Source organism: Actinoplanes sp. NPDC049599 (genome assembly GCF_044465625.1).
GTDB lineage: Bacteria > Actinomycetota > Actinomycetes > Mycobacteriales > Micromonosporaceae > Actinoplanes.
This window is the reverse complement of sequence record NZ_JBITLX010000020.1, coordinates 109836-130644: the sequence shown is the minus strand read 5'-3', so window position 1 is coordinate 130644 and position 20809 is coordinate 109836. Positions and strand designations below refer to the sequence as shown.

General features: G+C 74.6%; 22 protein-coding genes and 1 pseudogene. 11 read left to right on the top strand and 12 right to left on the bottom strand.

Features of this window, described 5'->3' with window-relative positions; genetic code table 11:
- Nucleotides 1-49: 49 nt before the first annotated feature.
- Nucleotides 50-160, bottom strand: a pseudogene (locus tag ACIBQZ_RS29735) (VOC family protein); the annotation flags it as partial.
- Nucleotides 161-302: 142 nt separating this feature from the next.
- On the opposite strand from ACIBQZ_RS29735, the gene ACIBQZ_RS29730 reads away from it, so the two are divergent.
- On the top strand, nt 303-2168 hold the full coding sequence (locus ACIBQZ_RS29730; protein WP_396092113.1) for a GTP-binding protein: 1866 nt from the start codon (nt 303-305) through the stop codon (nt 2166-2168).
- A 3-nt stretch (nt 2169-2171) separates the two neighbouring features.
- Here the strand turns inward: ACIBQZ_RS29730 and ACIBQZ_RS29725 are convergent, their stop codons facing one another.
- Entirely contained in the window at nt 2172-2639 is a 468-nt protein-coding gene (locus tag ACIBQZ_RS29725) for a heme-degrading domain-containing protein (RefSeq protein ID WP_396092112.1), read from the bottom strand.
- A gap of 148 nt (nt 2640-2787) precedes the next feature.
- Here ACIBQZ_RS29725 and ACIBQZ_RS29720 point away from each other — a divergent pair, with 148 nt between their 5' ends.
- The gene (locus ACIBQZ_RS29720) at nt 2788-3579 is read left to right on the top strand and encodes an endonuclease/exonuclease/phosphatase family protein (RefSeq protein WP_396092111.1); all 792 of its coding nucleotides are present in this window, start codon (nt 2788-2790) and stop codon (nt 3577-3579) included.
- Nucleotides 3580-3588: 9 nt separating this feature from the next.
- On the opposite strand, the gene ACIBQZ_RS29715 is transcribed toward ACIBQZ_RS29720, so the two are convergent.
- On the bottom strand, nt 3589-4083 hold the full coding sequence (locus ACIBQZ_RS29715; RefSeq protein ID WP_396092110.1) for a GNAT family N-acetyltransferase: 495 nt from the start codon (nt 4081-4083) through the stop codon (nt 3589-3591).
- A gap of 76 nt (nt 4084-4159) precedes the next feature.
- Between ACIBQZ_RS29715 and ACIBQZ_RS29710 the strand changes: the two genes are divergently transcribed.
- From ACIBQZ_RS29710 to ACIBQZ_RS29700, 3 genes are read left to right on the top strand one after another with little or no spacing between them, the layout of a single operon-like run.
- The gene (locus ACIBQZ_RS29710) at nt 4160-4609 is read left to right on the top strand and encodes a MarR family winged helix-turn-helix transcriptional regulator (RefSeq protein ID WP_396092109.1); all 450 of its coding nucleotides are present in this window, start codon (nt 4160-4162) and stop codon (nt 4607-4609) included.
- A gap of 16 nt (nt 4610-4625) precedes the next feature.
- Nucleotides 4626-5045 (top strand): organic hydroperoxide resistance protein, encoded by a 420-nt coding sequence (locus ACIBQZ_RS29705; protein ID WP_396092108.1) that lies wholly within the window; start codon nt 4626-4628, stop codon nt 5043-5045.
- A 13-nt stretch (nt 5046-5058) separates the two neighbouring features.
- A complete protein-coding gene (locus ACIBQZ_RS29700; protein WP_396092107.1) occupies nt 5059-5880 on the top strand; it encodes an alpha/beta fold hydrolase in 822 nt (273 codons plus the stop codon).
- Here the strand turns inward: ACIBQZ_RS29700 and ACIBQZ_RS29695 are convergent.
- The 4 genes from ACIBQZ_RS29695 to ACIBQZ_RS29680 form a co-directional block, all read right to left on the bottom strand.
- Nucleotides 5877-6833: a tyrosine-type recombinase/integrase gene (locus ACIBQZ_RS29695; protein WP_396092106.1), complete on the bottom strand. Its 957-nt coding sequence runs from the start codon at nt 6831-6833 to the stop codon at nt 5877-5879. The genes ACIBQZ_RS29700 and ACIBQZ_RS29695 overlap by 4 nt on opposite strands.
- Before the next feature lie 105 nt (nt 6834-6938).
- On the bottom strand, nt 6939-8237 hold the full coding sequence (locus ACIBQZ_RS29690; RefSeq protein WP_396092105.1) for a methyl-accepting chemotaxis protein: 1299 nt from the start codon (nt 8235-8237) through the stop codon (nt 6939-6941).
- Nucleotides 8238-8359: 122 nt separating this feature from the next.
- Nucleotides 8360-8770 (bottom strand): VOC family protein, encoded by a 411-nt coding sequence (locus ACIBQZ_RS29685; protein WP_396092104.1) that lies wholly within the window; start codon nt 8768-8770, stop codon nt 8360-8362.
- Nucleotides 8771-8775: 5 nt separating this feature from the next.
- Nucleotides 8776-9225 (bottom strand): helix-turn-helix transcriptional regulator, encoded by a 450-nt coding sequence (locus ACIBQZ_RS29680; protein WP_396092103.1) that lies wholly within the window; start codon nt 9223-9225, stop codon nt 8776-8778.
- 107 nt (nt 9226-9332) lie between these two features.
- Between ACIBQZ_RS29680 and ACIBQZ_RS29675 the strand changes: the two genes are divergently transcribed.
- The 3 genes from ACIBQZ_RS29675 to ACIBQZ_RS29665 are packed head-to-tail and all read left to right on the top strand — an operon-like array spanning nt 9333 to nt 12816.
- A complete protein-coding gene (locus tag ACIBQZ_RS29675; protein ID WP_396092102.1) occupies nt 9333-9755 on the top strand; it encodes a MarR family winged helix-turn-helix transcriptional regulator in 423 nt (140 codons plus the stop codon).
- Between the two features lie 32 nt (nt 9756-9787).
- A complete protein-coding gene (locus ACIBQZ_RS29670) occupies nt 9788-12124 on the top strand; it encodes an ATP-binding protein (RefSeq protein ID WP_396092101.1) in 2337 nt (778 codons plus the stop codon).
- Complete coding sequence (locus ACIBQZ_RS29665; protein WP_396092100.1) at nt 12124-12816, top strand: VOC family protein; 693 nt, start codon at nt 12124-12126, stop codon at nt 12814-12816. Before ACIBQZ_RS29670 ends, ACIBQZ_RS29665 begins: the two co-directional genes overlap by 1 nt.
- Before the next feature lie 12 nt (nt 12817-12828).
- On the opposite strand, the gene ACIBQZ_RS29660 is transcribed toward ACIBQZ_RS29665, so the two are convergent.
- Together ACIBQZ_RS29660 and ACIBQZ_RS29655 are read right to left on the bottom strand one after the other, a co-directional pair.
- Complete coding sequence (locus ACIBQZ_RS29660; protein WP_396092099.1) at nt 12829-13359, bottom strand: SigE family RNA polymerase sigma factor; 531 nt, start codon at nt 13357-13359, stop codon at nt 12829-12831.
- The gene (locus ACIBQZ_RS29655) at nt 13356-13946 is read right to left on the bottom strand and encodes a permease-like cell division protein FtsX (protein ID WP_396092098.1); all 591 of its coding nucleotides are present in this window, start codon (nt 13944-13946) and stop codon (nt 13356-13358) included. Before ACIBQZ_RS29655 ends, ACIBQZ_RS29660 begins: the two co-directional genes overlap by 4 nt.
- A gap of 195 nt (nt 13947-14141) precedes the next feature.
- Here ACIBQZ_RS29655 and ACIBQZ_RS29650 point away from each other — a divergent pair, with 195 nt between their 5' ends.
- Both ACIBQZ_RS29650 and ACIBQZ_RS29645 read left to right on the top strand, forming a co-directional pair.
- Complete coding sequence (locus tag ACIBQZ_RS29650; RefSeq protein ID WP_396092165.1) at nt 14142-14840, top strand: hypothetical protein; 699 nt, start codon at nt 14142-14144, stop codon at nt 14838-14840.
- A 38-nt stretch (nt 14841-14878) separates the two neighbouring features.
- Nucleotides 14879-15685, top strand: a complete 807-nt coding sequence (locus tag ACIBQZ_RS29645; protein ID WP_396092097.1) for a lysophospholipid acyltransferase family protein — start codon at nt 14879-14881, stop codon at nt 15683-15685.
- On the opposite strand, the gene ACIBQZ_RS29640 is transcribed toward ACIBQZ_RS29645, so the two are convergent.
- Nucleotides 15672-16499, bottom strand: coding sequence for a M55 family metallopeptidase (locus tag ACIBQZ_RS29640; RefSeq protein WP_396092096.1), 828 nt, complete (start codon nt 16497-16499; stop codon nt 15672-15674). The genes ACIBQZ_RS29645 and ACIBQZ_RS29640 overlap by 14 nt on opposite strands.
- A 72-nt stretch (nt 16500-16571) precedes the next feature.
- Here ACIBQZ_RS29640 and ACIBQZ_RS29635 point away from each other — a divergent pair, with 72 nt between their 5' ends.
- Nucleotides 16572-17093 (top strand): hypothetical protein, encoded by a 522-nt coding sequence (locus ACIBQZ_RS29635; protein WP_396092095.1) that lies wholly within the window; start codon nt 16572-16574, stop codon nt 17091-17093.
- Nucleotides 17094-17123: 30 nt separating this feature from the next.
- Here ACIBQZ_RS29635 and ACIBQZ_RS29630 read toward each other — a convergent pair whose 3' ends face one another.
- Both ACIBQZ_RS29630 and ACIBQZ_RS29625 read right to left on the bottom strand, forming a co-directional pair.
- Nucleotides 17124-17669, bottom strand: a complete 546-nt coding sequence (locus tag ACIBQZ_RS29630; RefSeq protein ID WP_396092094.1) for a LuxR family transcriptional regulator — start codon at nt 17667-17669, stop codon at nt 17124-17126.
- On the bottom strand, nt 17666-20671 hold the full coding sequence (locus tag ACIBQZ_RS29625; RefSeq protein ID WP_396092093.1) for a LuxR C-terminal-related transcriptional regulator: 3006 nt from the start codon (nt 20669-20671) through the stop codon (nt 17666-17668). The genes ACIBQZ_RS29630 and ACIBQZ_RS29625 overlap by 4 nt, the downstream gene beginning before the upstream one ends.
- Nucleotides 20672-20809: the final 138 nt, after the last annotated feature.

Here is a 20809-nt window from a genome sequence, read left to right as displayed (position 1 = left end):
AGCAATGCCAACGTGGGCAGCGCCACCCTTTCCGGGCCCGCGGCGGCGGTTACCCGGCGGTAAGGCCGCGCTCGGCGGCGCTGCGCTCGACGCAGAACTCCTTGCCCTCCGGGTCACACAGGGTGACCCAGCCGCCGCCGCACGGTCTCGTCGCGGGTGCCGGGGCGAAAACCGGTGGCCGGCCCGGCCGGGCGCGCCGATGATGGGCCGGACAAGTCCCACGTCCCGAGGAGACAGAGCCATGCGAGCTGCGTCGGCGTCCCGACCCGCCCCCGTCACTCTGCCGAAGGACCCGACGCGCCTTGTCCCTGCTCAATCTCGCCATCCTCGCCCACGTCGACGCCGGTAAGACCAGCCTGACCGAGCGGCTGCTCTACGACGCCGGGGTCATCAACCGGGTCGGCAGCGTCGACGCCGGCACCACCCGCACCGACACCCTGGAGCTGGAACGCCGCCGCGGCATCACGATCCGGGCCGCCGTGGTCGCGTTCCCGGTCGGCGACCTGACCGTGCACCTCATCGACACCCCCGGGCACCCCGACTTCATCGCCGAGGTGGAACGCGTGCTCGGCGTGCTCGACGGCGCCGTGCTGGTGGTCTCCGCCGTCGAGGGCGTGCAGGCGCAGACCCGGATCCTGTACCGGACGCTGACCCGGCTGCGGATCCCCACCCTGATCTTCGTCAACAAGATCGACCGGCGGGGCGCGCGGACCGGCGCCCTGCTCACCGAGCTGGCCCGGCGGCTCACCCCGGCGCTGGCCGCCATGGGCACGGTCCGCGCCGCGGGCACCCGTACCGCCGAGGTCGTCGCCGGGCCGGACCCCGCACTGGCCGAGCTGCTCGCCGAGCGCGACGACCAGCTGCTGGCGGCCCTGGTCGACGGCCGGGCCGTCGCGGCCGGCGAGCTGCAGCAGCGGCTCGCCGAGCAGACCCGCCGGGGCCTGATCCATCCGGTCTTCTTCGGCTCGGCCGCCACCGGCGCCGGCGTCGCCGAGCTGCGCGCGGGCCTGTCCACGCTGCTGCCGGCCGCCGGCGGCGACCCGGCCGGCCCGCTGTCCGGCACCGTCTTCAAGGTCGACCGCGGCCCGGCCGGTGAGAAGGTCGCCCACGCCCGGCTGTTCTCCGGCACCCTGCGCGTGCGCGACCGGCCCGGCGCCGACCCGGCCCAGAAGGTCACCGCCATTGACGTCGTCACCGCCGGCGGCACCGCCCGCCGCCCGGAGGTCACCGCCGGGCACATCGCCCAGCTGCGCGGGCTGTCCGCGATCCGGATCGGCGACCCGATCGGGCTCGCCCCGCCCGGCGCCGGACGGCAGTTCCCGCCGCCCACCCTGGCCACGGTCGTCGAGCCCGAGGACCCCCGCCGGCGCGGCGCCGTGCACGCCGCGCTGGCCCGGCTGGCCGAACAGGACCCGCTGATCGGGCTGCGCCCGGACCTGTCGCTCACGCTCTACGGCGAGGTGCAGAAGGAGGTCATCGAGGCCACCCTGGCCGAGGAGCACGGACTGCGGGTGCGCTTCCAGCCGAGCACCATCATCTGCACCGAGCAGCTCACCGGCGCCGGCGCGGCCGCCGCCCTGCTCGGCGAGGACGGCAACCCGTTCCTGGCCACCGTCGGGCTGCGGGTCGCCCCCGGTACGCCCGGCAGCGGCACCACCTTCACCCTCGGCGTCGAGTTGGGCTCGATGCCGCCGGCGTTCTTCACCGCCGTCGAGGACAGCGTCCACGAAGGCCTGACCCGCGGCCCGCACGGCTGGCGGGTCACCGACTGCGCCGTCACCATGACCCACGCCGGCTACCTGGCCCGGCAGAGCCACGCCCACGGCACCTTCGACAAGAGCATGTCCAGCACCGCCGGGGACTTCCGGCAGCTCACCACCGTGGTGCTGGGACAGGCGCTGCGCCGCGCCGGCACCCGGGTGTGCGAGCCGATCCACCGGTTCACCCTGGAGCTGCCCACCGACACCCTCGGCGTGGTGCTGCCGGTGCTGGGCGGGATGCGCGGCGTACCGCTGCTGACCGAGCCGGACGGCCCGGTCTGCCTCGTCGAGGGTGAGCTGCCCGCAGCCCGCGTCCACGAGCTGCGGCTCCGGCTGCCCGGGCTGACCCGCGGCGAAGGCGTCCTGGACGCCGCCTTCGACCACTACGCCCCGGTCACCGGGAGGTGAGGCTCACAGGTCCAGAAAGGTCTCGATCGCCTCCACCACCAGGGCGTGGTCGTCGGCCTGCGGCAGCCCCGAGACCGTCACCACCCCGACCACGCCCACATCGGGCACCCGCACCGGGAACGCCCCGCCGTGCGCGGCATAGTCGGCCGGGTCCACTCCGTACCTGGCGTCCAGCACGTCGCCCTTGGCCGCCAGCCGGCGCCCCACCAGGTACGACGACGCGGCGAAGCGTTCCACCACGCGTACCTTGCGGGCGATCCACACGTCGTTGTCGGCGGTGCTGCCCGGCAGGGCCGCGTGGAACAGCTGCTGGGTGCCCCGGCGGATGTCCACCGCCACCGGCAGGTCCCGGGTGGTCGCCAGGTCGACCAGCAGGCTGCCCAGATGCCAGGCGTCCGCGTTGTCGAACCGGGCGAACGTCAGGCGCCGCTCGTGCTCCTCGAGCGCTGGGATGAGATCGTCGTCGGTCATGGCGCCATTGTCCCGGCAAAGATCACCCGCGACCACGGCTACGCCGTAACCAGATCCCCAGCGCGCCCAGGATCACGAACACCGTCACCGCACAGCAGACCGCTTTGAACACCGCCACCACCGTCCATCCGGGTTAAGGTCTTACCCCGTGCGCCTGGCCACCTTCAACCTGCTGCACGGCAGGTCCCTGTCCGACGGCAACGTACACGCCGAGCGGGTCGCCGCCGCCGTCGCCGACCTGGACGCCGACATCCTCGGCCTGCAGGAGGTCGACCGCGCCCAGCCCCGCAGCGGCCTGCTCGACCTGACCGCCATCGCCGCCGAGGCGATGGGCGCCCCGGTGCACCGCTTCGCCGCCGCGGTCGTCGGCACGCCGGGGGAGACCTGGCAGCCCTGGCGCTCCGACGACGACAACGCCCACCCCCTGTACGGCATCGCCCTGGTCAGCCGCTGGCCGGTGCTGCGCTGGCAGATCACCCAGCTGCCCGCCGCGCCGGTCCGCTCGCCGGTGTGGATCCCCGGGCCCAACGGCGGGCTGATGATGCTCAAGGACGAGCCCCGGGTGCTGATCGCCGCGGTCGTCGACGCGCCCACCGGCCCGATGACGGTGGCCAACACCCACCTGTCGTTCGTGCCCGGCTGGAACGTGCGCCAGCTGCGCGCCGCCGTCCGGGCCCTGCGCGCGCTGCCCGCGCCGCGGATCCTGCTCGGCGACCTCAACATGCCCTCGGGCCCGGTCCGGGCGTTCTCCGGCTGGCGGCCGCTGGCCCGCAAGGCGACCTTTCCCAGCCCGTCACCGCGCGCCCAGCTCGACCACATCCTGGCCGACCCGCGCGGCGCCGGCCTGCTCGGCCCGGTGCTGCAGGTCCGTACCCCGGCCGTCGGCGTCTCCGACCACCGGCCGCTGGTCGTGCACCTGGACCCGCCACCGGCCGGCTGAGCGCGGCCGTCAGGCGGAGCGCTCGAAGAGCAGCTCCAGGCCGTCCTCGTCGTCCCACTGCTCACCGACCCGCACGAACCCGAAGCCCGCGATCGTCGCCAGCGACGCCACATTTTCCGGGCTGATGCTCGCCCGGATCACCTTGACGGCCGGCTCGGCCTGCGCCCGCTCGATCAGCGCCGCCAGCATCGCCCGGGCGTGCCCCTGCCGCCGGTGCGCCGGATCCACCGAGTACGCGACCTCCACCATCCCGTCGGCGTTCGGCGGCCCGTGGAAGCCGCCGTGGCCGACGACCACCGCACCCGGCTCCGCCACCGCCGCCCGGGCGATCCACTCGGCACTGGCCGGGTCCCGGGCGATCTGGTCGCGGCGGATCTCCCACAGCCAGCTCTCCGAGACCAGGTAGTCGCTGAGCGGATGACCGGCGGCGGCGCCGGCGCCCGCCAGGTCGCCGGCGATGAGCGCGTCGAGCGCGGCGGGCGGCAGTTCCACGAAACGGATCACCCCGCGATCCTAGGCGCCGCTGTGTCGCCCGCCACTTCAGTTGTGCACAACTGAATCGTGCACTAGCGTTCTCCGCATGGCAGGCACCGACGACACCACCGGACTCGAGCAGATGATCTGCTTCGAGCTGCACGCCGCCTCCCGCGCCATGACCGGCCTCTACCGGCCCGCGCTGGAAGCCCTCGGCCTGACCTACCCGCAATACCTCGCCCTGCGGGTCATCTGGCACCGCGGCCGGCTCACCGTCCGCGACCTCGGCGCCGCCCTGCACCTCGACAGCGGCACCCTGTCACCCCTGCTCAAACGCCTCGAAGCCCAGGGCCTGATCCACCGCACCCGCGGCACCGACGACGAACGCACCGTCTGGATCAGCACCACCCCGGCCGGCACCGCCCTGCAGCAACACGTCACCGACCTGCCGCAACGCCTCGCCTGCGCCCTCGACCTCAGCATCGAGGAGTTCACCCAGCTGCACCACCTGCTCACCCGCATCCGCGGCGCGGCAGCCACCGCCAGCACCATCTGACACGAGGAGACCCACCATGAGCGTCGTCTACACCGCCTCGGCCACCGCCACCGGCGACGGACGCGGCGGACACACCCGCTCCAGCGACGGCGTCCTCGACCTCGACCTGGCCGTACCCAAGGAGATGGGCGGCCCCGGCGGCCACCTGTCCAACCCCGAGCAGCTCTTCGCCGCCGGCTACGCCGCCTGCTTCCACAGCGCCCTCAAACTGGTCGCCGGCAAGCAGAAGATCACCCTGACCGACACGGCCATCACCGTCGACGTCGGCATCGGCCCCAACGGCCAGGGCGGCTTCGGCCTCACCGTCGCCATCGAGGCCGAGCTGCCCGGCCTGGACCAGGCCACCGCCCAGGGCCTCATCGAGGCAGCCCACCAGGTCTGCCCCTACAGCAACGCCACCCGTGGCAACGTCGACGTCAACCTCACCATCGCCTGATCGGGAGACCACCATGCCCACCGTCACCGTCAGCACCGGCATCGAGCTGCACTACGACGACTACGGCACCGGCGCACCCGTCGTGCTCATCCACGGCTGGCCGCTGTCCAGCCGCAGCTGGGAAGCCCAGATCCCGGCCCTGGTCGCCGACGGCCACCGGGTCGTCACCTACGACCGCCGCGGCTTCGGCCACAGCAGCCAACCCTGGCACGGCTACGACTACGACACCTTCGCCGCCGACCTCGACGCCCTGCTGCGCCACCTCGACCTGCGCGAGGTCACCCTCGTCGGCTTCTCCATGGGCGGCGGGGAAGTGGCCCGCTACCTCGGCACCTACGGCAGCGACCGGATCGCCAGGGCGGTCTTCGCCGGCGCCGTCCCGCCATACCTCTACCGCAGCGCCGACAACCCCGACGGCGCCCTCGACGACGCCACCATCACGGCGTTCCAGCAGGGCGTCACCACCGACCGGATCGCCTTCGTCGACGGCTTCGCCACCAGCTTCTTCACCGCCGGCGACACCCTCAAGGTCAGCGACAGCCAGGTCCGCTACGCCCAGGAACTCGCCCACATCGCCTCACCCAAGGCCACCCTGGACTGCATCACCGCGTTCGGGCGCACCGACTTCCGCGGCGATCTCGCCAAGATCGACGTACCGACCCTGGTGATCCACGGCGACAGCGACGCCATCTTGCCGCTCGCGCACAGCGGCAAGCGCACCCACGAAGCCATCGCGGGCAGCCGGCTGGTCGTCATCACCGACGGCCCGCACGGCATCAACGCCTCGCACCCCACCGAGTTCAACGAGGCCCTGCTGGACTTCCTGCACAGCTAGGTCGCCAGCTCACCCAGCGCGCGGTTGGTGCGGTTCGCCCGCACCGCCGCGCGCTGCTGCGCCGCCGTCACCTCGATGTAGCCCTGCGACGTGGTCAGCGACGCGTGCCCCAGCAACCGCATGATCTCCGACGCGTTCGCGCCGTCCTCGGCCAGCCGCGTCGCGAACGTGTGCCGCAGCGCGTGCAACTGCGCACCCCGCGGCACCCGGTCGGTGATACCCGCCCGCCGGTAACAGGACTCCACCAGATACTGCAGGCCACCACGCTTGAGCGGCGCACCCCGGCGGTCCAGCAGCAACGGATCACCCGGGCGCAACCGGCCGAACCGGACCCGCCGGCTGTCCAGGTAGCGCTCCACGACCGCATCCAGCTCCGGCTCGATCGGCACCGTCCGCGGCCGGCCACCCTTGCCCGCCACCTCCACCCGGCGCTCACCCGGGCGGCCCAGCACCGAACCCGCCGTCAGCGCCAGCAGCTCGGACAACCGCAGCCCGGCGCACAACGCCAGCGCCAGCACCGCCACGTCCCGCTCCGGCCACGGGTCCCGCTGGCGCTCGTCGGGCTGGTTGACCGCCTGCAACAGCTGCTCGGGGGTGTCCTCGCCGCGCAGCGGCTTGGGGGAGGGCACCGCCATCCGCGGCTTGCCCACCGCGGGCATCGGGTTGCCCGCGACGATGCCGTCGACCACCAGGAAGCCGAAGAACGAGTTCCAGCTGGACCAGGCCCGGTAGACCGAGGCGGGGGCCCGGCCGGCGGCGAAGGTGGCGAAGGCGGCCCGCAGGGACCTGGGGGAGAGGTCACGCAGAGTGACATCCTCGCCGATGAGCCGCAGGACGGAAGTCAGGTCCCGGCGGTACGCCATGAGGGTGTGCACGGACGGCTTCCGGACCGCCCTTGCGCCCAGGAAGTCTTCTATAAGAGTTTCTACCCTGATGTCTTGTTCGTCCTGCATAAGGAATATTATGCAGGAGTTTCCTCCATCCGCCACCTCAGGCACCGAAGCCGGGCGGCAGCACCGTCGGCCTCCGCCGGGCGGTCCGACCCGCCCGGCGGGAGGTCAGGATGCGCTCGCCGTGGCGATGAGCCCGTCGAGGCCGGTGAGGATCTCCTGCGACGCGGCGGTGGCGGTGGAGAGCTGGCGGGTGACCTCGGCCAGGACGATCGCCTGTTCCTCGACCGACGAGGCGATCTCGATCTGGAGCGCGTGGATCTCGGACACGACCTCGGCGGTCGAGACGAAGCTGCGGGCCACCTCACCGGTCTCACCGGTGATCGCGGCGATCACCGCGTCCACCTTCTCCACCGACGACGACGTCTCGGTCGCCAGTTGTTTGACCTCGCCGGCCACCACCGCGAAGCCCTTGCCGAGTTCTCCCGCGCGGGCGGCCTCGATGGTCGCGTTGAGCGACAGCAGGTTGGTCTGGGCGGCCAACTTGGCGATCAGCGCGTTCACGTCGGCGATCTCGCCCACCGACTGTTCCAGCTTCCGGACCTTGTCAGCGGCGCCCTGCACGGTGCTCTGCCCGCCGGATGCGGTGCCCGCGGCCTGGCTGGAGCGCTGCGCGATGTCCTGCACGGCGCTGGTCAGCATCGCCAGTTCCCGGTCGACGGCGCCGACCGCTTCGATCGCCGCCCGAGCGCCGCTCCCGATCGTCGCCGCGTCCGCGGCGACGCGGGCGGCCCGGTCGACGACGGCGGCAGCGGCGGCGCGCTCACGCTCGACCGCGCTGGCACGGTCTTGTTCCTCCGCGGCCGCGCGGCGCACCCGGTCCTGTTCGACGGACGCCGAGAGGGTTTCGGCCTCGTGCTCGGTCTGTTCGGCGAAATGCCAGAAAAAGATGATCGCGATGACCTCCACGACGGCGAGCCCGGCGTGCAGCGCGACCATGGTGAGCGCGTCGCCGAACGACATGGACATGCCGAACACCCGTTCCGGGGCGACGAGCCCCAGCACGCCGTGGTGGACCAGGATGGCGACGACCGCCCAGATCAGTGGCATCCACTGCTGGTACAGGGCGATGAACACGAGCATCGTGTACAGGTGGATGTGCCAGCTCATCGTTGCCATCGTGCCGCCGGACAGGTCGATCAGGGCGAACGTGCACCCGATGAGTCCGAGACTGGTCAGGCCCGCCTGGGTGCGCCGTTTCGAGGCCGCGCGGGCGGCGACGGCGAGCAGGACGACGGCGAGCGGCCATGCCCAGAGCTCCCAGCGCGCGGCGTGACCGGACACTCCGACGAGCAGCAGCAACGGCACGTGCAGCCACAGCACCACCGTCAGGATCCGATGCCGGGCTGCCCAGGAGGCGTCGGACAAACGGGCGCCCCGCGGGAGTTGCCCGCCCATATTGGTCATGGTCGCATCATCCGCCTGCACTGTCCGCGCCATGCGGCTTTCCCGAAAAGCTGGCCCGGCGGCCGGCCGGACCGGGCCAGCTTTACATAATGTCAATTATCGACCAACCGGGCGACGCGCGTTCAGCGCCGCTCCTGGATCCGGATCAGGTTGCCCGCGGGATCACGCACAGCGCAGTCGCGCACCCCGTACGGCTGATCCGTCGGCTCCTGGACGACCTCGGCGTCGCCGGCCTGCACCCGCTCGAAGGCCTTGTCGAGGTCGGGGGTGGCCAGCACGATGCCGGCGTAGGTGCCCTTGGCCATCATCTCGACGATGGTGCGGCGCTCGTCGTCGGTGATGCCGGGGTCGACCGCCGGCGGGTGCAGCACGATGGCGGTGTCCGGCTGCCCGGGCGGGCCGACCGTGATCCAGCGCATGCCGTTGTAGCCGACGTCCTGGCGGACCTCGAAGCCGAGGGTGTCGCGGTAGAAGGCCAGCGCGGCCTCCGGATCGTCCTGGGGCAGGAAACTCGAGTAGATGCTGATGTCCATACCGGTCACGCTAGATGCGCCGCGGCGGGCCGCGCTTCTCGATTCCTGATCGGTCGGGTCACCTGTTTCTCCACGCACGACGGCATGCCCTCGGTGGTCGAGGCCGTCCGGGCGCGGTAGGCGCTGGGCGGCATCCCGACCAACTCGGTGAAGCGGGTGCTGAAGGTGCCCAGCGACGAGCAGCCGACGGTGAAGCAGACGTCGGTGACGCTCAGGTCGCCGCGGCGCAGCAGGGCCATGGCGCGTTCGATGCGCCGGGTCATCAGGTAGGAGTACGGGGCTTCGCCGTAGGCGCGGCGGAACTCGCGGCTGAGGTGCCCGGCGGACATGTGCACCCCGCGGGCCAGCGCCTCGACGTCGAGCGGCTGGGCGTACTCGCGGTCGATCCGGTCGCGGACGCGGCGCAGCCGCGCGAGGTCGCGCAGGTGCTGCTCGGTGGCGGGGCTGCCGGTCACCTGGGAAATCGTGCCACGCCGGGGCCGGGTTGCCCAGCCTCTCCCCTGGTTCGCCGGGGTGGTGGCTTCCGGGGAAGTTGCTTCCGGGGCAGCGTTAGGGTGGGCGGGTGACGGACCTGCGGCGGCTGTTCGACGACCTGGTGGGGCTGGAGATCGCGGTGTGGGAGGCCGTGGACGCCCGGCTGCGGCGGGACTCCTCGGTGGCGCTGGGGCTGTTCCTGCCGATGCGGGTGATGGCGGCGACGCCGGGGTGCCGGGTGCAGGACGTGTCGGTGCGGCTGCAGATCACCGTGGGTGCGGCGAGCAAGGTCGTGGACCGGGTGGAGGCGGCGGGGCTGTGCGTGCGGCGGGCGAATCCGCGGGACCGGCGGTCGTCGTTGCTGGAGCTGACGCCCGCGGGGGTGGCGGCGCTGGGCGCGGCCGATGTGGTGTTCGAGCGGGGGCTGCGGGAGTTGCTGGGTGGGGTCCTCTCCCCCGCGGCGCTGGCGACGTTCGCGGGCACGCTGGGCGAGGTGCGTGCCGCGCTCTGACCGTTCAGTGATGGACATGTATGTTTTCGGTCATGATGCGGCATCGGGTCGTGCCGTTGCTGGTCGTGACGTCGGGGTTGTTCTCGGTGCTGCTGGCGGTGGCCGTGAACGTGGCCACGGGTGGGGAGCTGCCCGGGGCGCTGCGGCCGTACGCGTGGCTGGCCTGGCCGCTGGTGGGTCTGCTGGCCGTGGTGGGCGTGGCGCTGGGGTGGTGGCAGCAGCGGCTGGCCCAGCCGGAGCCGGCCGAGCTGGTGGTGGCGGCGCCGCGTCCGGGTGAGCTGCCGGCGGCGCCGGTGCTGGTCGGGCGGGACGAGGAGCTGGCCGCGGTGCAGGCGGCGGTCGCGGGTGGCGCGCAGCTGCTGGTGATCGCGGCGGCGCCGGGCACCGGGAAGTCGGCGCTGGCGTTGCGGGCCGCGCAGGATGCCCGGGACAGCTATCCGGACGGTCAGTTGTTCGCCGCGTTGCGGGGCGCCTCGGCCGATCCGGTGCCGCCGGAGGCGGTGCTGGTGCGGTTCCTGCGGGTGCTGGGGCGGCCGGACGACGAGCTGCGCGGTGACGTGGTGGAGCTGGCGGCGCGGTTCCGGTCGGTGGTGGCCGACCGGCGGATGCTGGTGCTGCTCGACGACGCCCGCGACGCCGCTCAGGTGCGGTATCTGCTGCCCGGTGGGGCGCACAGCCTGGTGTTGGTGACGAGCCGGCGGCTGCTGTCGGATCTGCTGGGCGCCTCGGTGCTGACGCTGGGCGGGTTGACGCCGGCGGCGGCGCTGGAGCTGCTGGCGACCGCGGCGGGCCCGGGCCGGGTGGCGGCCGATCCGGCGGGTGCGCGGCGGCTGGTGCAGCTGTGCGGCGGGTTGCCGCTGGCGGTGCGGATCGTCGGTGGGCGGCTGCGGGTGCGGGCGCAGTGGTCGGCGTCGGCGCTGGCGGACCGGCTGGCCGACGAGGGGCGGCGGCTGGACGAGATGCGGCTGGCCGACCGGGCGGTGCGTTCGACGCTGCGGGCGGTCCACGACGAGCTGGGTCCGGGTGAGCGGTTGGTGTTGCGCCGGGTGGGTGGTTATCCGGGTACGTCGGTGGGGCTGGCCGCGGCGGCGGCCCGGTGTGCGCTGGACGAGCACGTGGTGGCGGAGGCGTTGGAGCGGCTGGCGGACGCGTTCCTGGTGGAGTCGCCGGCGCCGGACCGGTACCGGCTGCATGATCTGGTGCGGTTGTTCGCCCGGGAGCTGGCCGAGGACGGTGACGAGGGCGTGGAGTGCCTGCGCCGGCACCTGCGCTGGCTGGCGGTGCGGGCGCGGCCAGGTCAGTGGCTGGCGCTGGAGCGGGAGAACGTGCTGGCGGCGGTGCACGCGGCGGTCGGTGCGGGGCTGGCCGGCGAGGCGCGGGCGGTGATCGCGGCGGTGCATCCGCTGGTGACCGGGGAGGCGGAGCATCCGTACCGGTTGCGGTTGTGGCTGGCCGCGGTGGCGGTGGCGGGGGCGCTGGGTGATGAGGCGTACCGGGCGCGGGCGTTGCGGTGGGTGTCGCACTCGTACGGGATGGCGGGTCTGGTCGAGCTCGAGCTGCCGGCGGCGCTGCAGGCGCTGGAGGTGGCCGAGCGGTTGGGCACCGACGTCCGGGAGATCGCGCTGGCGGTGTGGCGCGTCGGTGACGCCTACCGGGCGCAGGACCGGTTCGTCGAGGCGCAGGCGGCGTTGCTGCGGGCGTTGGAGCTGCTGATCGGGCTGGGTGCGGTGGCGGACGAGATCGAGGTGCGGTTGTCGCTGGGCACGCTGTACAACACGTTCCTGCGCCCGGAGCTGAGTGTGCCGGTGCTGACCCGGGCGGTGGAGCTGCTGCCGGAGCGGGAGGCGCCGGAGCGTGGCTGGGCGGTGCTGGGGCTGGGGTTGGCGTCGGAGATCGGCGGGCAGGTGGAGCGGGCCCGGGAGCTGGTGGCGGAGGCGCTGGTGATCGCCGAGCGGATCGGTGACGACTCGCTGCGCGGCTACTGCCTGCAGGAGCGGGGCTGGCTGTACGTGCGGCACGGGGCGCTGGAGCACGCCGAACGCGACTTCCGGGCGATGCTGGCGATCTTCACCCGGTTGCGGGCGGGTCACGGCGTCGGCGGGGCGCACGGGGCGCTGGGTGAGATCGCCGACCTGCGCGGGCGTCCGGAGGTGGCGCTGGCCGAGTACGGCCTGGCGGTGGCGGAGTACGGGCGGCTGGGGCTGCGGGTGCGGCTGGGTGAGATGCTCGTACGCCGGGCGGCGGTGCTGCGCGGGCTGGGCCGGGCCGAGGAGGCCGACGCCGATCAGGCCCGGGGCCGGGAGCTGATCGGCGATGCCCCGGTGCACCGGGGTCCGGGGCTGGAACGGCGATCGAGCGGGGAGACGTGATGGGCGTGCGGTGGACGACGGGGTTCCTGGACTCCCCGTCGCGGGTGGCGGAGCCGTTCTGGCAGGCGGTGACCGGGTCGGGGCTGTCGCCGCGGCGGGGCCCGGGCGGGGCGTTCGCGACGCTGTTGCCGGCCGGTGGGGACGCGTACCTGAGGGTGCAGGTCGTCGCGGACGGCCCGGCGCGGGCGCACCTGGATCTGCACGTCGAGCAGGTGCCGGCGCAGGCGCGCCGGGCGGTGGGGCTGGGTGCGGCGGTGGTCGCCGACGAGGGTGAGCTGGTGGTGCTGCGGTCCCCGGCGGGGTTGCTGTTCTGCCTGGTGGCGTGGGCGGGCGAGGCGGTGCGGCCGGTCGGTGGGCGCAGCCTGGTGGATCAGATGTGCCTGGACGTTCCGCGGGCGGGCTTCGACGTGGAGGCCGATTTCTGGGCGGCGCTGACCGGCTGGCAGCGCCGGGCGGGCTCGTTGCCGGAGTTCGACGTGCTGGTGCGGCCGCCGGCGATGCCGTTGCGGTTGCTGCTGCAGCGGGTGGACGGGCCGGCGGGGATGCACCTGGACCTGGCGTGCGGGGACCGGGCGGCGGAGGTGGCGGGGCACGTCGCGCTGGGGGCCGAGGTGGTCGCGGTGCGCGAGCGGTGGACCACGCTGCGGGATCCGGCCGGCCGTGCGTACTGCGTCACGGACCGGCCGGTCTGACCCGCGGGCGGTTCACTGCCGGGCGAAGTCCTCGCCGAGCAGTTCCCGCAGCCGGCCCAGGGCGCGCATGCTCTGCATCTTCACCACCGAGGCGGACACGCCGAGGATCTCCGCGACGGTGTCGACGCTCTGGTCCTCGTAGTGCCGCAGCACCACGATGGCCTGGTCGCGTACCGGCAGGGTGGCCAGGGCGTCCATCAGCGTGACGTGCAGCTCCGCGGCGGGTGCGGGCCCGGCCCGGTCCGGCAGGGCGGCCAGGACCAGCTCGGAGCCGCTGCGCCGGTTGCGCTGGTCGAAGACGGCGTTCATCAGGACCCGGCGGCTGTAGGCCGCCAGGTCGGCGGTGCGCCAGATCCGGGCCCAGGAGGCGTACATCTTCGCCAGGGTCAGCTGCGTGAGGTCCTGGGCCAGGTGCCAGTCGCGGCACATCAGGTACGCGGTGCGGCGCAGCCGCGGCGTGGCCGCCGCGACGAACAGGGTGAACTCCTCGTCACGGGCGGCGCGCTCACGCCGGGCGGTGCCGGGCGAGGCGAGGAAGGTCACTTGCGTGCTCCCCGGCAGGAGCGGCCGACGAGATCCTCGACGCCGGAGCGGTCCCGGAACGTCTCGGCCAGCCGCCGGAAGTCCGCCGGGTCGGCCAGCGCCAGCCGGAAGGACTCGGGCAGCTGCGCGGGGCCGACCTGGGCGAGGAAGTCCGGCGAGTCCTGCCACAGCTCGGCGAATTTCTGGTACGCCTCCTCGCGGCTTTCGAACCGCAGGTCCCGCACGGCGGGGTCGGCGCGCAGCGCGTCGTGCAACGCGGTCCGCTGGGCGTCGGTGATCGAGTCGGCGAGGAAGATCGACACGTCGGAGGCGTCGTCGCGGACCGGCCAGGTGCAGGCGGGATCGCGGGGCATCGCGGCGGCGGCGGCGGCCGACACGGTGGGTGGCGGGGCGTCGGGTGACACGGCCAGGTTCACCCCGAGCATCGTGGCGGCCACGGCCGCGGCTGTCACGCCGCCGACGAGCAGGCCGCGGCGCCGGCGGATCCGCCGGCCGTGGTGCATGGCCCGTGCGGCGGAGTCGCCGGGCGGGGGCGGGGGTTCACCGTCGAGGGCCCGTTCGAACAGGTCTTGCAGGTTCTGCTGCACTGCCGGCGCTCCTGGGGTCGGGGGTGGCTTCTGCCCTATCTGACGGGGTGGGCACCCGGATCGGTCACTGTCCGCGCGGTGGCGGTGTGGCGATAATGCGGGCGCGCCTGCCAGGAATGTCGGTGGGGCCTGGTAGAACTACGCGTTGAAACACGCGTTCGAACAGCAGTACTGGTGACCGACGAAGGGACGACCATGGCAGCGGCGGCACGCACCGGGGTGCGAGGGCTCAGCACGGACGAGCTGCAGGTGATCCGCGGGGGGCTGGCCGCGGGGCGCCGGCCGCGGGTGATGTTCACCGACTCCGCGGGGCAGATCGCCGGGCAGGTGGGCCAGGTGGTGGCCCTGACCGACCCGGCCGAGTCCGACGAGTGGGTGGTGGTCCGGTTCGGCCGCGACGAGCTGCCGTTCTCCCCCGGTGACCTGCAGATGGCCCCGAAGGGCCCGGTGAAGAAGGCGGCTCCCGCACCGCCGGAGCCGGCCAAGCCGATGCCGGAGTTCGTGATCGACAAGCCGCTGCCCGCTCCCGCTCCCCCGCCCCCGGCCGCCCCGGCGGCCGAGCCCGCGGCGCCGCCGGCGCCCGCACCCCGCAAGGCACCGGCCAAGGCGGCGCGACCGAAGCCGCCGCCGGGCCTGACGGTGACCCTGGCCTACACCGACGGCGAATGGACGATCGCGGCCAACCAGGGCTCCAAAGCGCTGGCCAAGCCGTACGTGGTGAAGCCGTCGGAGGCGATGAAGATCGTGCAGCTGGTCGACGTGCCGGGGGTGCAGGAGGCGGTGGAACAGATCGTGTCGGTGGAGCGCGCCGAGGTGGAACAGCAGGCGGAGCGGCTGCGCGCGGAGCTGGCGGAGATCGAGGCCCGGCTGGCGGAGTTGCGCGACGCGGGCTGAGCGGGGGCTTCGGTGGGGCATGCGATCATTTCCGGTTGATGGATGCTTACTGGCGGGTGCCGTGGGTGTGGCGGGCGTTGTTGCGCCTGTCGCGGCTGGTCGTGCCGTTGCTCTGCCGGCTGCGGGTCTCCGGTGCGGTCCCGGACGATCTGCGGCACGGCCCGCTGATCCTGGCGGCCAACCATGTCAGCCCGGTCGACCCGCTGATGCTGATGGCGGCGTGCAGCCGGGCCGGGATCGCGCCGCGGTTCATGGCCACCGCCGGGTTGTTCAAGGCACCGGTGGTCGGGTCGATCATGCGGGCCTGCGGGCATCTGCGGGTCGACCGGCGCACCGCCGAGGTGGCGCAGGCGTTGCCCGCGGCCGCGGCGGCGTTGCAGGCCGGTTCCGTGGTGCTGGTCTACCCGGAGGGCCGGATCGGGCTGGACCCGTGGATGTGGCCGGAGCGCGGCAAGACCGGGGTGGCCCGGATGGCGGCGCTGTCCGGCGCGCCGGTGATCCCGGTCGCGCAGTGGGACGCCCACCGGGTGCTGCCGTATGCGGCGCCGGCCGGGCTGATCGGCTCGCTGGCCCGCGCGATCCGCCGGCGGCCGGTCGTGCACGTGCGCTTCGGTGAGCCGGTGGACCTGTCCGGGCTGACCGGCACGGCGGGCGCGCAGGCGATGCGCGCGACGGACCTGATCGTCGAGGGGATCGCCCGGACCCTGGTCCCGCTGCGCGCCGACGAGCTGCAGGTGCCGCACCACGTGGACCCCACCCGCCCGCCGGACCTGAGCCGGGTGCGCCGGCACCGCGCCGCCGGCACCACGCCGCCGTCGTACGGTGCGGGGACTATCCCGGCTTGATCTGGGCCAGTTGGGTCACCAGCTGCACCAGCCGGTACGCCTCACCCACATCCGCCGCGGTGAACGTCACCGTGCGCGCGCCCGGGGCCCGGCCGACCCCGGGGATGAGCGTAGCCAGGTCCACTGTGTACGGCCCGGACAGGTCGATCTCGACCTTGAGCGGTCCCGGCAGGGTGAGCAGCGGCACCCGGTCGTGCCGCCGGATCGCCTTGGCCGCCACCCGGTGCAGCTGCTCGCGGGCCTCGTCGGGGTGCAGGGCGATCGCCGCGGCCTGGCCCAGCGCCTGCTTGACCGCCACCGTCGCCGCGCCGGGCACCAGCTCGAGCAGCTCGGCGCAGGCCGCGTCGTCGCCGCTGAGCAGCACCACCGGCGCGCCGTGGAAGCCGGCCAGGGCCGCGTTCAGGCCGATCTCGCCCACCGGACGGCCGTTGAGCCGCACGTCGAGCACCGCGTCGCTGATCGTGTGGGCCAGCACGGCCGGGCCGGCGCCGGAGCGGGCGTGGTAGCCGACGAACAGCACCGCGTCGGTCTGGTCGTCGAGCCCGGCGAGCATGCCCAGCGGTCGCGGCCTGCCCCGGACCAGCCGCACCCGCCGGTCCAGTTCCTCGGGCAGCAGGTTCCGGAACGGCCCGTGCGCGTCGGCGACCAGCACCTCGGCGCCGGGCATCGCCTCCAGCACCCCGGCTATCGCGGCGTTGACCTCGGCGGTCATCAGGGCCCGGCCGCGTTCGTAGTCGTAGCCGCCCGGGTTGGTCTCGGTGGGATGCACGACCCCGGAGATGCCCTCCAGGTCGGCGGAGATCAATACCTTCATCGCCCAGCACCCTACGCGGGGCCGGGTGACCCGGCGCCGGCCCCTGACCGCGACGACCGTGACAATGGCGCGATGCACACCCCCTTCACCGGCCTGCTCCTGCTGCCGTTGACCTCCCCGCTCCGGCGCACCGTCACGGTGACCTTCCCGGACGGTTCCCCGGTCGCCGTCATCGGCCGCAAGTTCGTGTCCGACCGGCACCGGTTCAGGATTCTCGACGCGACCGCCACGACGCTGCTGGCCACCGGTGCCGCCACCAGCTTCGACAACGACCAGTACCGGCTGCTCGGTCCCCGGTCCGAGCCGATCCTGGACCTCGCGATCGACTACTCCGGCCGGAGACGGTCGACGGTGACCCTGGCGGACGGCCGGACCTTCACCACCGACGGCAACGCGAGCGCCACCGACTACACCGTCGTCGACAGCGCCGGCTGCCTGGTCGCCCGGCTGGTGACCGTCGGCGACGCGTGGTCGATGCGTTCACCTGACCTGACGCTGGAGGTCGGGGTGCCGGCGGTGTCGCTGCTGCAGGCGATCGGCCTGGCCCAATGCCTGCTCACGCTGAACGGCTCACGCCGGCGAAACGGCAACTGAGCTGACCGGCCACGACCGCCGCGGCAAGAGTCAGCTCGGGGTGCGGCGCTGACGCAGGTACGCCAGCACGGCCTCCCGGGTGGTCCGGACGCCGAACAGGGCCCGCGCCTCGGCGATCCGCCGGTTCGCGGTGCGCAGCGACAGGAACTCCGCCGCCGCGGCCGCCGCGATCGTGTCGCCGGCCGCGAGCCGGTCCAGCAGGGCCCGCTGTTCCGGCACCAGCTCCGCGACCGTGTCGCCCGGTTCGGCCGGGGCCGGCTGACCGCCCGGGCCGAGCTGGACCGCGCCGAGCCGGCTGAGGTCGTCGACCAGTGCCCGGCCCACCGGCGTGTCGGCGTCGCAGACCGCCACGATGCCCGCGCCCCGGGCCGCCGCCAGCACCGCCAGCTGCAGGTTCTCCCGGTCGGCGACCCGGCCGTGCAGGATCAGCCGGGCCGCGGTGACGTCCCAGGCCGGGTCGGGCAACGCGAAACCCTCCCGGACGGTCCAGCCGTCGCGGGCCAGGCGCCGGACCACGGACTCGGCGTCGGCGCCGGAGGCGACGACGTGGCGGGGAGCGTCGGGTTGTCGGGTCACCGGCCCTCCTCACGGTCGGCCGAGCCGGACCGGTCCGCCTCGATCTGGGTCAGCGCCAGCGCTGCCGCCTCGGTCCGGGTACGCGCGCCGAGCTTGCGCATTCCCGCGCGGATGTGGGTGTCCACGGTCTCGGCGGAGATGCCGAGCTGACCGGCGATCCGCCGGGTCGGCTCCCCCGCCGCGACCAGCCGCAGCACGTCGGTCTCCCGGCGGGTGAGCTGCGAACCCGACCGTGGGCTGCGGGTGTCCCGGTGCACGTGGTGGCGGCGCAGCCCGCGCCGGGCCCGCCCGCCGAGCACCACCAGCCCGGCGGTGTCGGCCAGGTGCTCGGCCTCCAGCAGCGCGGCGACGGCCCGTTCCGGATCCAGGTCGTGCAGGCCCGCCGCGAGCAGGCAGCGGATCTGCTCCCGCAGCGCGACACCGGCCCAGCCCTGCGCGGCCGCGACGAAGCCGGTGCCGGTCGCCCAGGCGGTCAGGGTCCGCCGGGCGGCGGCCGGCAGCCCGGCGGGGATCGCGGGCGCGGGACCGTCCATTTCGAACGCGGACGCGAACGCGGCCCGGGCCGCGGCACCGGAGTCGTAGGCGGCCCACCGGGCGGTGATGTGCCGCAGCCCGGTGAGCAGCCCGGCGGGACCGGCGTCGGGCGGCTGAACGGCCCGGTCGGGCTGCCCGTCGAGCCAGGCGGCCTCGCGGGCGACCCACGCGGTGGCGGGGTGGCCGTCGGGCGTGCCGAGACGGCCGCGGGCGGCGGCGAGCAGGCCGGTGTCGGCCTCGATCAGCGCGGTGGCGGCGACGGCGTAACCGCGCGCGTCGGCGGGCAGGGCCCGGTCGGTGAGATCGGCGGCCCGCCGCACGGCCCGGTCCGCCGCGTCACGAGCGGCGTCGTGCTCTCCGGACGACGCCGCGGCGGCGGCCGCTGCGGCCGGGGACTGCACACCGGCCGGAGGGTGGGCACCGGGAAGTGCGGAGGATTGCGCGCCGGCAAGGCCGGTCGGAGCCGGCGGGCGAGCGGCGGGCGAGCCGGTGGCGGCCGCCGCAGAGTGAGCATCGGAACTGCCGGCCGTCGACGCGGACCCGGCACCGGGAAGACCCGGAGGCGCCAGGGGGTCAGGAGGCGTCAGGGGGACGCGGAGGGAATCCCGGCCGTCAGTCGGCCCGGCCGGCCGGCCGTAGACCGCGCCGCTGCCGGCGGGCCGGCCATAGACCGCACCCGCCTCCGCGCCAGACCCGGGCCTGCCACCGCTAAGCGCCGCCGAGCTGCCGGTCGACGCCGAGCCACCACCGATCGAGCTGACCGCACCAGCCGCACCAGCCGCACCAGCCGCACCAGCCGCACCAGCCGCACCAGCCGCACCAGCCGACGATGCCACGGAGCCAGGCTGTGGGCCACCACCCACACCGGTCACCAACGGCCCCTGCAGCACGTCGTTCCAGTCGGCCACCGCCAGGAAGCGGGTCTGCCAGCTGTACGCCAGATCCGCCCCGCACGCCGTCGCCGCCCGGCGGGCCGCCGTCGCCGCCTCGGTCAGCCGGCCGTCCGCCGCCAGGTGTTCCACCAGCAGCCACGCGCTCCACCGCCCGGTCAGCGGGTCGGTGCCCTCGGCCGCCGCAGCCGCCAGCGCCGTGTCCCAGCCCGGCGCCCGGTGTGCCGCCCGTACCGCTGCCAGCGCCGCCGCCACCGCGGCCGGGGGCACCGGGTAGCGGGCGGCGATCTTCTCCGCCGTGTCGATGGCGCCGGCCGGGTCGGTGGCGAGCTCGGCCAGCAGCAGGATGCGGTCGCGGGCGGCCACGACCGTGCCCCCGGCCGCGTCCGGCACCGGGCGGACCGCCGCCCGGGCGCCCGCCGGGTCTCCGGACTGCAGCAGGGCCTCGCCGCGCAGCACGTCCGCTTCCACGCCCAGCGGGCCGGTTGTGGTCAGCACCCGCGCCGCCGGGTGCGGGCGGCCCGCGGCCAGCAGCGCGTCCGCCGCCGCGATCCGGACCCGGGGGTCGACGGTGACGCCGGGCAGTTCGCACGCGAACTGCAGCAGCTCCGCGCGGTCACCGCCGGTGACGCGGTCGGCGGCGGTCAGCACCCGCCGGTACGCCCCCGCGTGGTCGCCGGCCGCGGCCAGGTGCCGGGCCGCCTCGGCGTCGGGGGTCAGCTCCGCCAGCGCGCGGTGCAGATCCGTGCGGGCGGCCGCGTCGAGCAGCCCGGCGGCGGTCTCGGCGAAGTAGGCCGACACCGGCAGCAGCCCGGCCGGGTCCTCGGTGACCAGGCCGGCGGCGCGCAGGTCCTCGGCGCCGGGCCCGAGCAGCGCCGCCGGGGCGGGCCGGCCGAGCAGGCCCAGCGCGGCCAGCGCGGTGCGGGCGGTGCGGGGCAGGTCGGCCAGGGCCGTGGCGATCGCGTACGCGACCTGGTCGATGTCGGTGTCCGGGCCGCCGCGGCCCGCGCCGGCCTGCCGGGCCAGCGCGGTGATCGCCAGGGGGTTGCCGCCGGCCCGGTCCACGACCGCGGCCAGGGCGGCGTCGCCGAGCTGCCCGCCCACCCGCCGGGCCAGCTCCCGGGCGGCCTCCGGGGTCAGCGGCGCCACGGTCAGCCAGGCCGTGGCCGCCTCGCGCAGCGCCGCGACGGTCTCCGCGGGCAGCCGGTGCGGGGTGCGCAGCGCGACGACCACCCGTACGTGCGCGGCCAGGTGCGGCAGCGCGGCCAGGGTGGCCGGGTCGGCGTACTGCAGGTCGTCCAGGACCAGCAGGCCGCCGCGGACCCGCGAGCGCACGGCCTCGGCCAGCAGCGGCACGTCGTGGGCGGGCAGGCGGGCTTTCAGGGCCCTGGACAGCGCCAGCGCGGGCACGGCGGCCAGCATCGCCAGCCCGCCACCGGCGTGCACCGGCCCGGGCGCCGCGGCGGACACCTTGCGCAGCAGCGTGGACCGGCCGGCCCCGGGCGCGCCGGTGAGCACGACGAGGCCGGGACGGCGCAGGTGGGCAGCGGCGAGCCCGGCCAGGTCCTGCTGTGCCACCCGCAACCCCCGTTTCCCTGTCGGCCCGGTGTCCGTGCCCGGCTGGCACGAACACGGGAGCTACGTCGTCGCATGCTTCCGTAGTCTGTGGTGCGGCAGGCGTCCCGCCCTGCCCGCGAACGGGAAGGGTGGCGACTG

Coding starts and splice junctions, on each gene's coding strand:
- ACIBQZ_RS29725 (WP_396092112.1), bottom strand. CDS start 2,639: ATGACCGACGACGATCTCATCCCAGCGCTCGAGGAGCACGAGCGGCGC.
- ACIBQZ_RS29710 (WP_396092109.1), top strand. CDS start 4,160: ATGGCAGGCACCGACGACACCACCGGACTCGAGCAGATGATCTGCTTC.
- ACIBQZ_RS29705 (WP_396092108.1), top strand. CDS start 4,626: ATGAGCGTCGTCTACACCGCCTCGGCCACCGCCACCGGCGACGGACGC.
- ACIBQZ_RS29700 (WP_396092107.1), top strand. CDS start 5,059: ATGCCCACCGTCACCGTCAGCACCGGCATCGAGCTGCACTACGACGAC.
- ACIBQZ_RS29695 (WP_396092106.1), bottom strand. CDS start 6,833: ATGCAGGACGAACAAGACATCAGGGTAGAAACTCTTATAGAAGACTTC.
- ACIBQZ_RS29690 (WP_396092105.1), bottom strand. CDS start 8,237: ATGACCAATATGGGCGGGCAACTCCCGCGGGGCGCCCGTTTGTCCGAC.
- ACIBQZ_RS29685 (WP_396092104.1), bottom strand. CDS start 8,770: ATGGACATCAGCATCTACTCGAGTTTCCTGCCCCAGGACGATCCGGAG.
- ACIBQZ_RS29670 (WP_396092101.1), top strand. CDS start 9,788: ATGATGCGGCATCGGGTCGTGCCGTTGCTGGTCGTGACGTCGGGGTTG.
- ACIBQZ_RS29665 (WP_396092100.1), top strand. CDS start 12,124: ATGGGCGTGCGGTGGACGACGGGGTTCCTGGACTCCCCGTCGCGGGTG.
- ACIBQZ_RS29650 (WP_396092165.1), top strand. CDS start 14,142: ATGGCAGCGGCGGCACGCACCGGGGTGCGAGGGCTCAGCACGGACGAG.
- ACIBQZ_RS29645 (WP_396092097.1), top strand. CDS start 14,879: ATGGATGCTTACTGGCGGGTGCCGTGGGTGTGGCGGGCGTTGTTGCGC.
- ACIBQZ_RS29640 (WP_396092096.1), bottom strand. CDS start 16,499: ATGAAGGTATTGATCTCCGCCGACCTGGAGGGCATCTCCGGGGTCGTG.
- ACIBQZ_RS29635 (WP_396092095.1), top strand. CDS start 16,572: ATGCACACCCCCTTCACCGGCCTGCTCCTGCTGCCGTTGACCTCCCCG.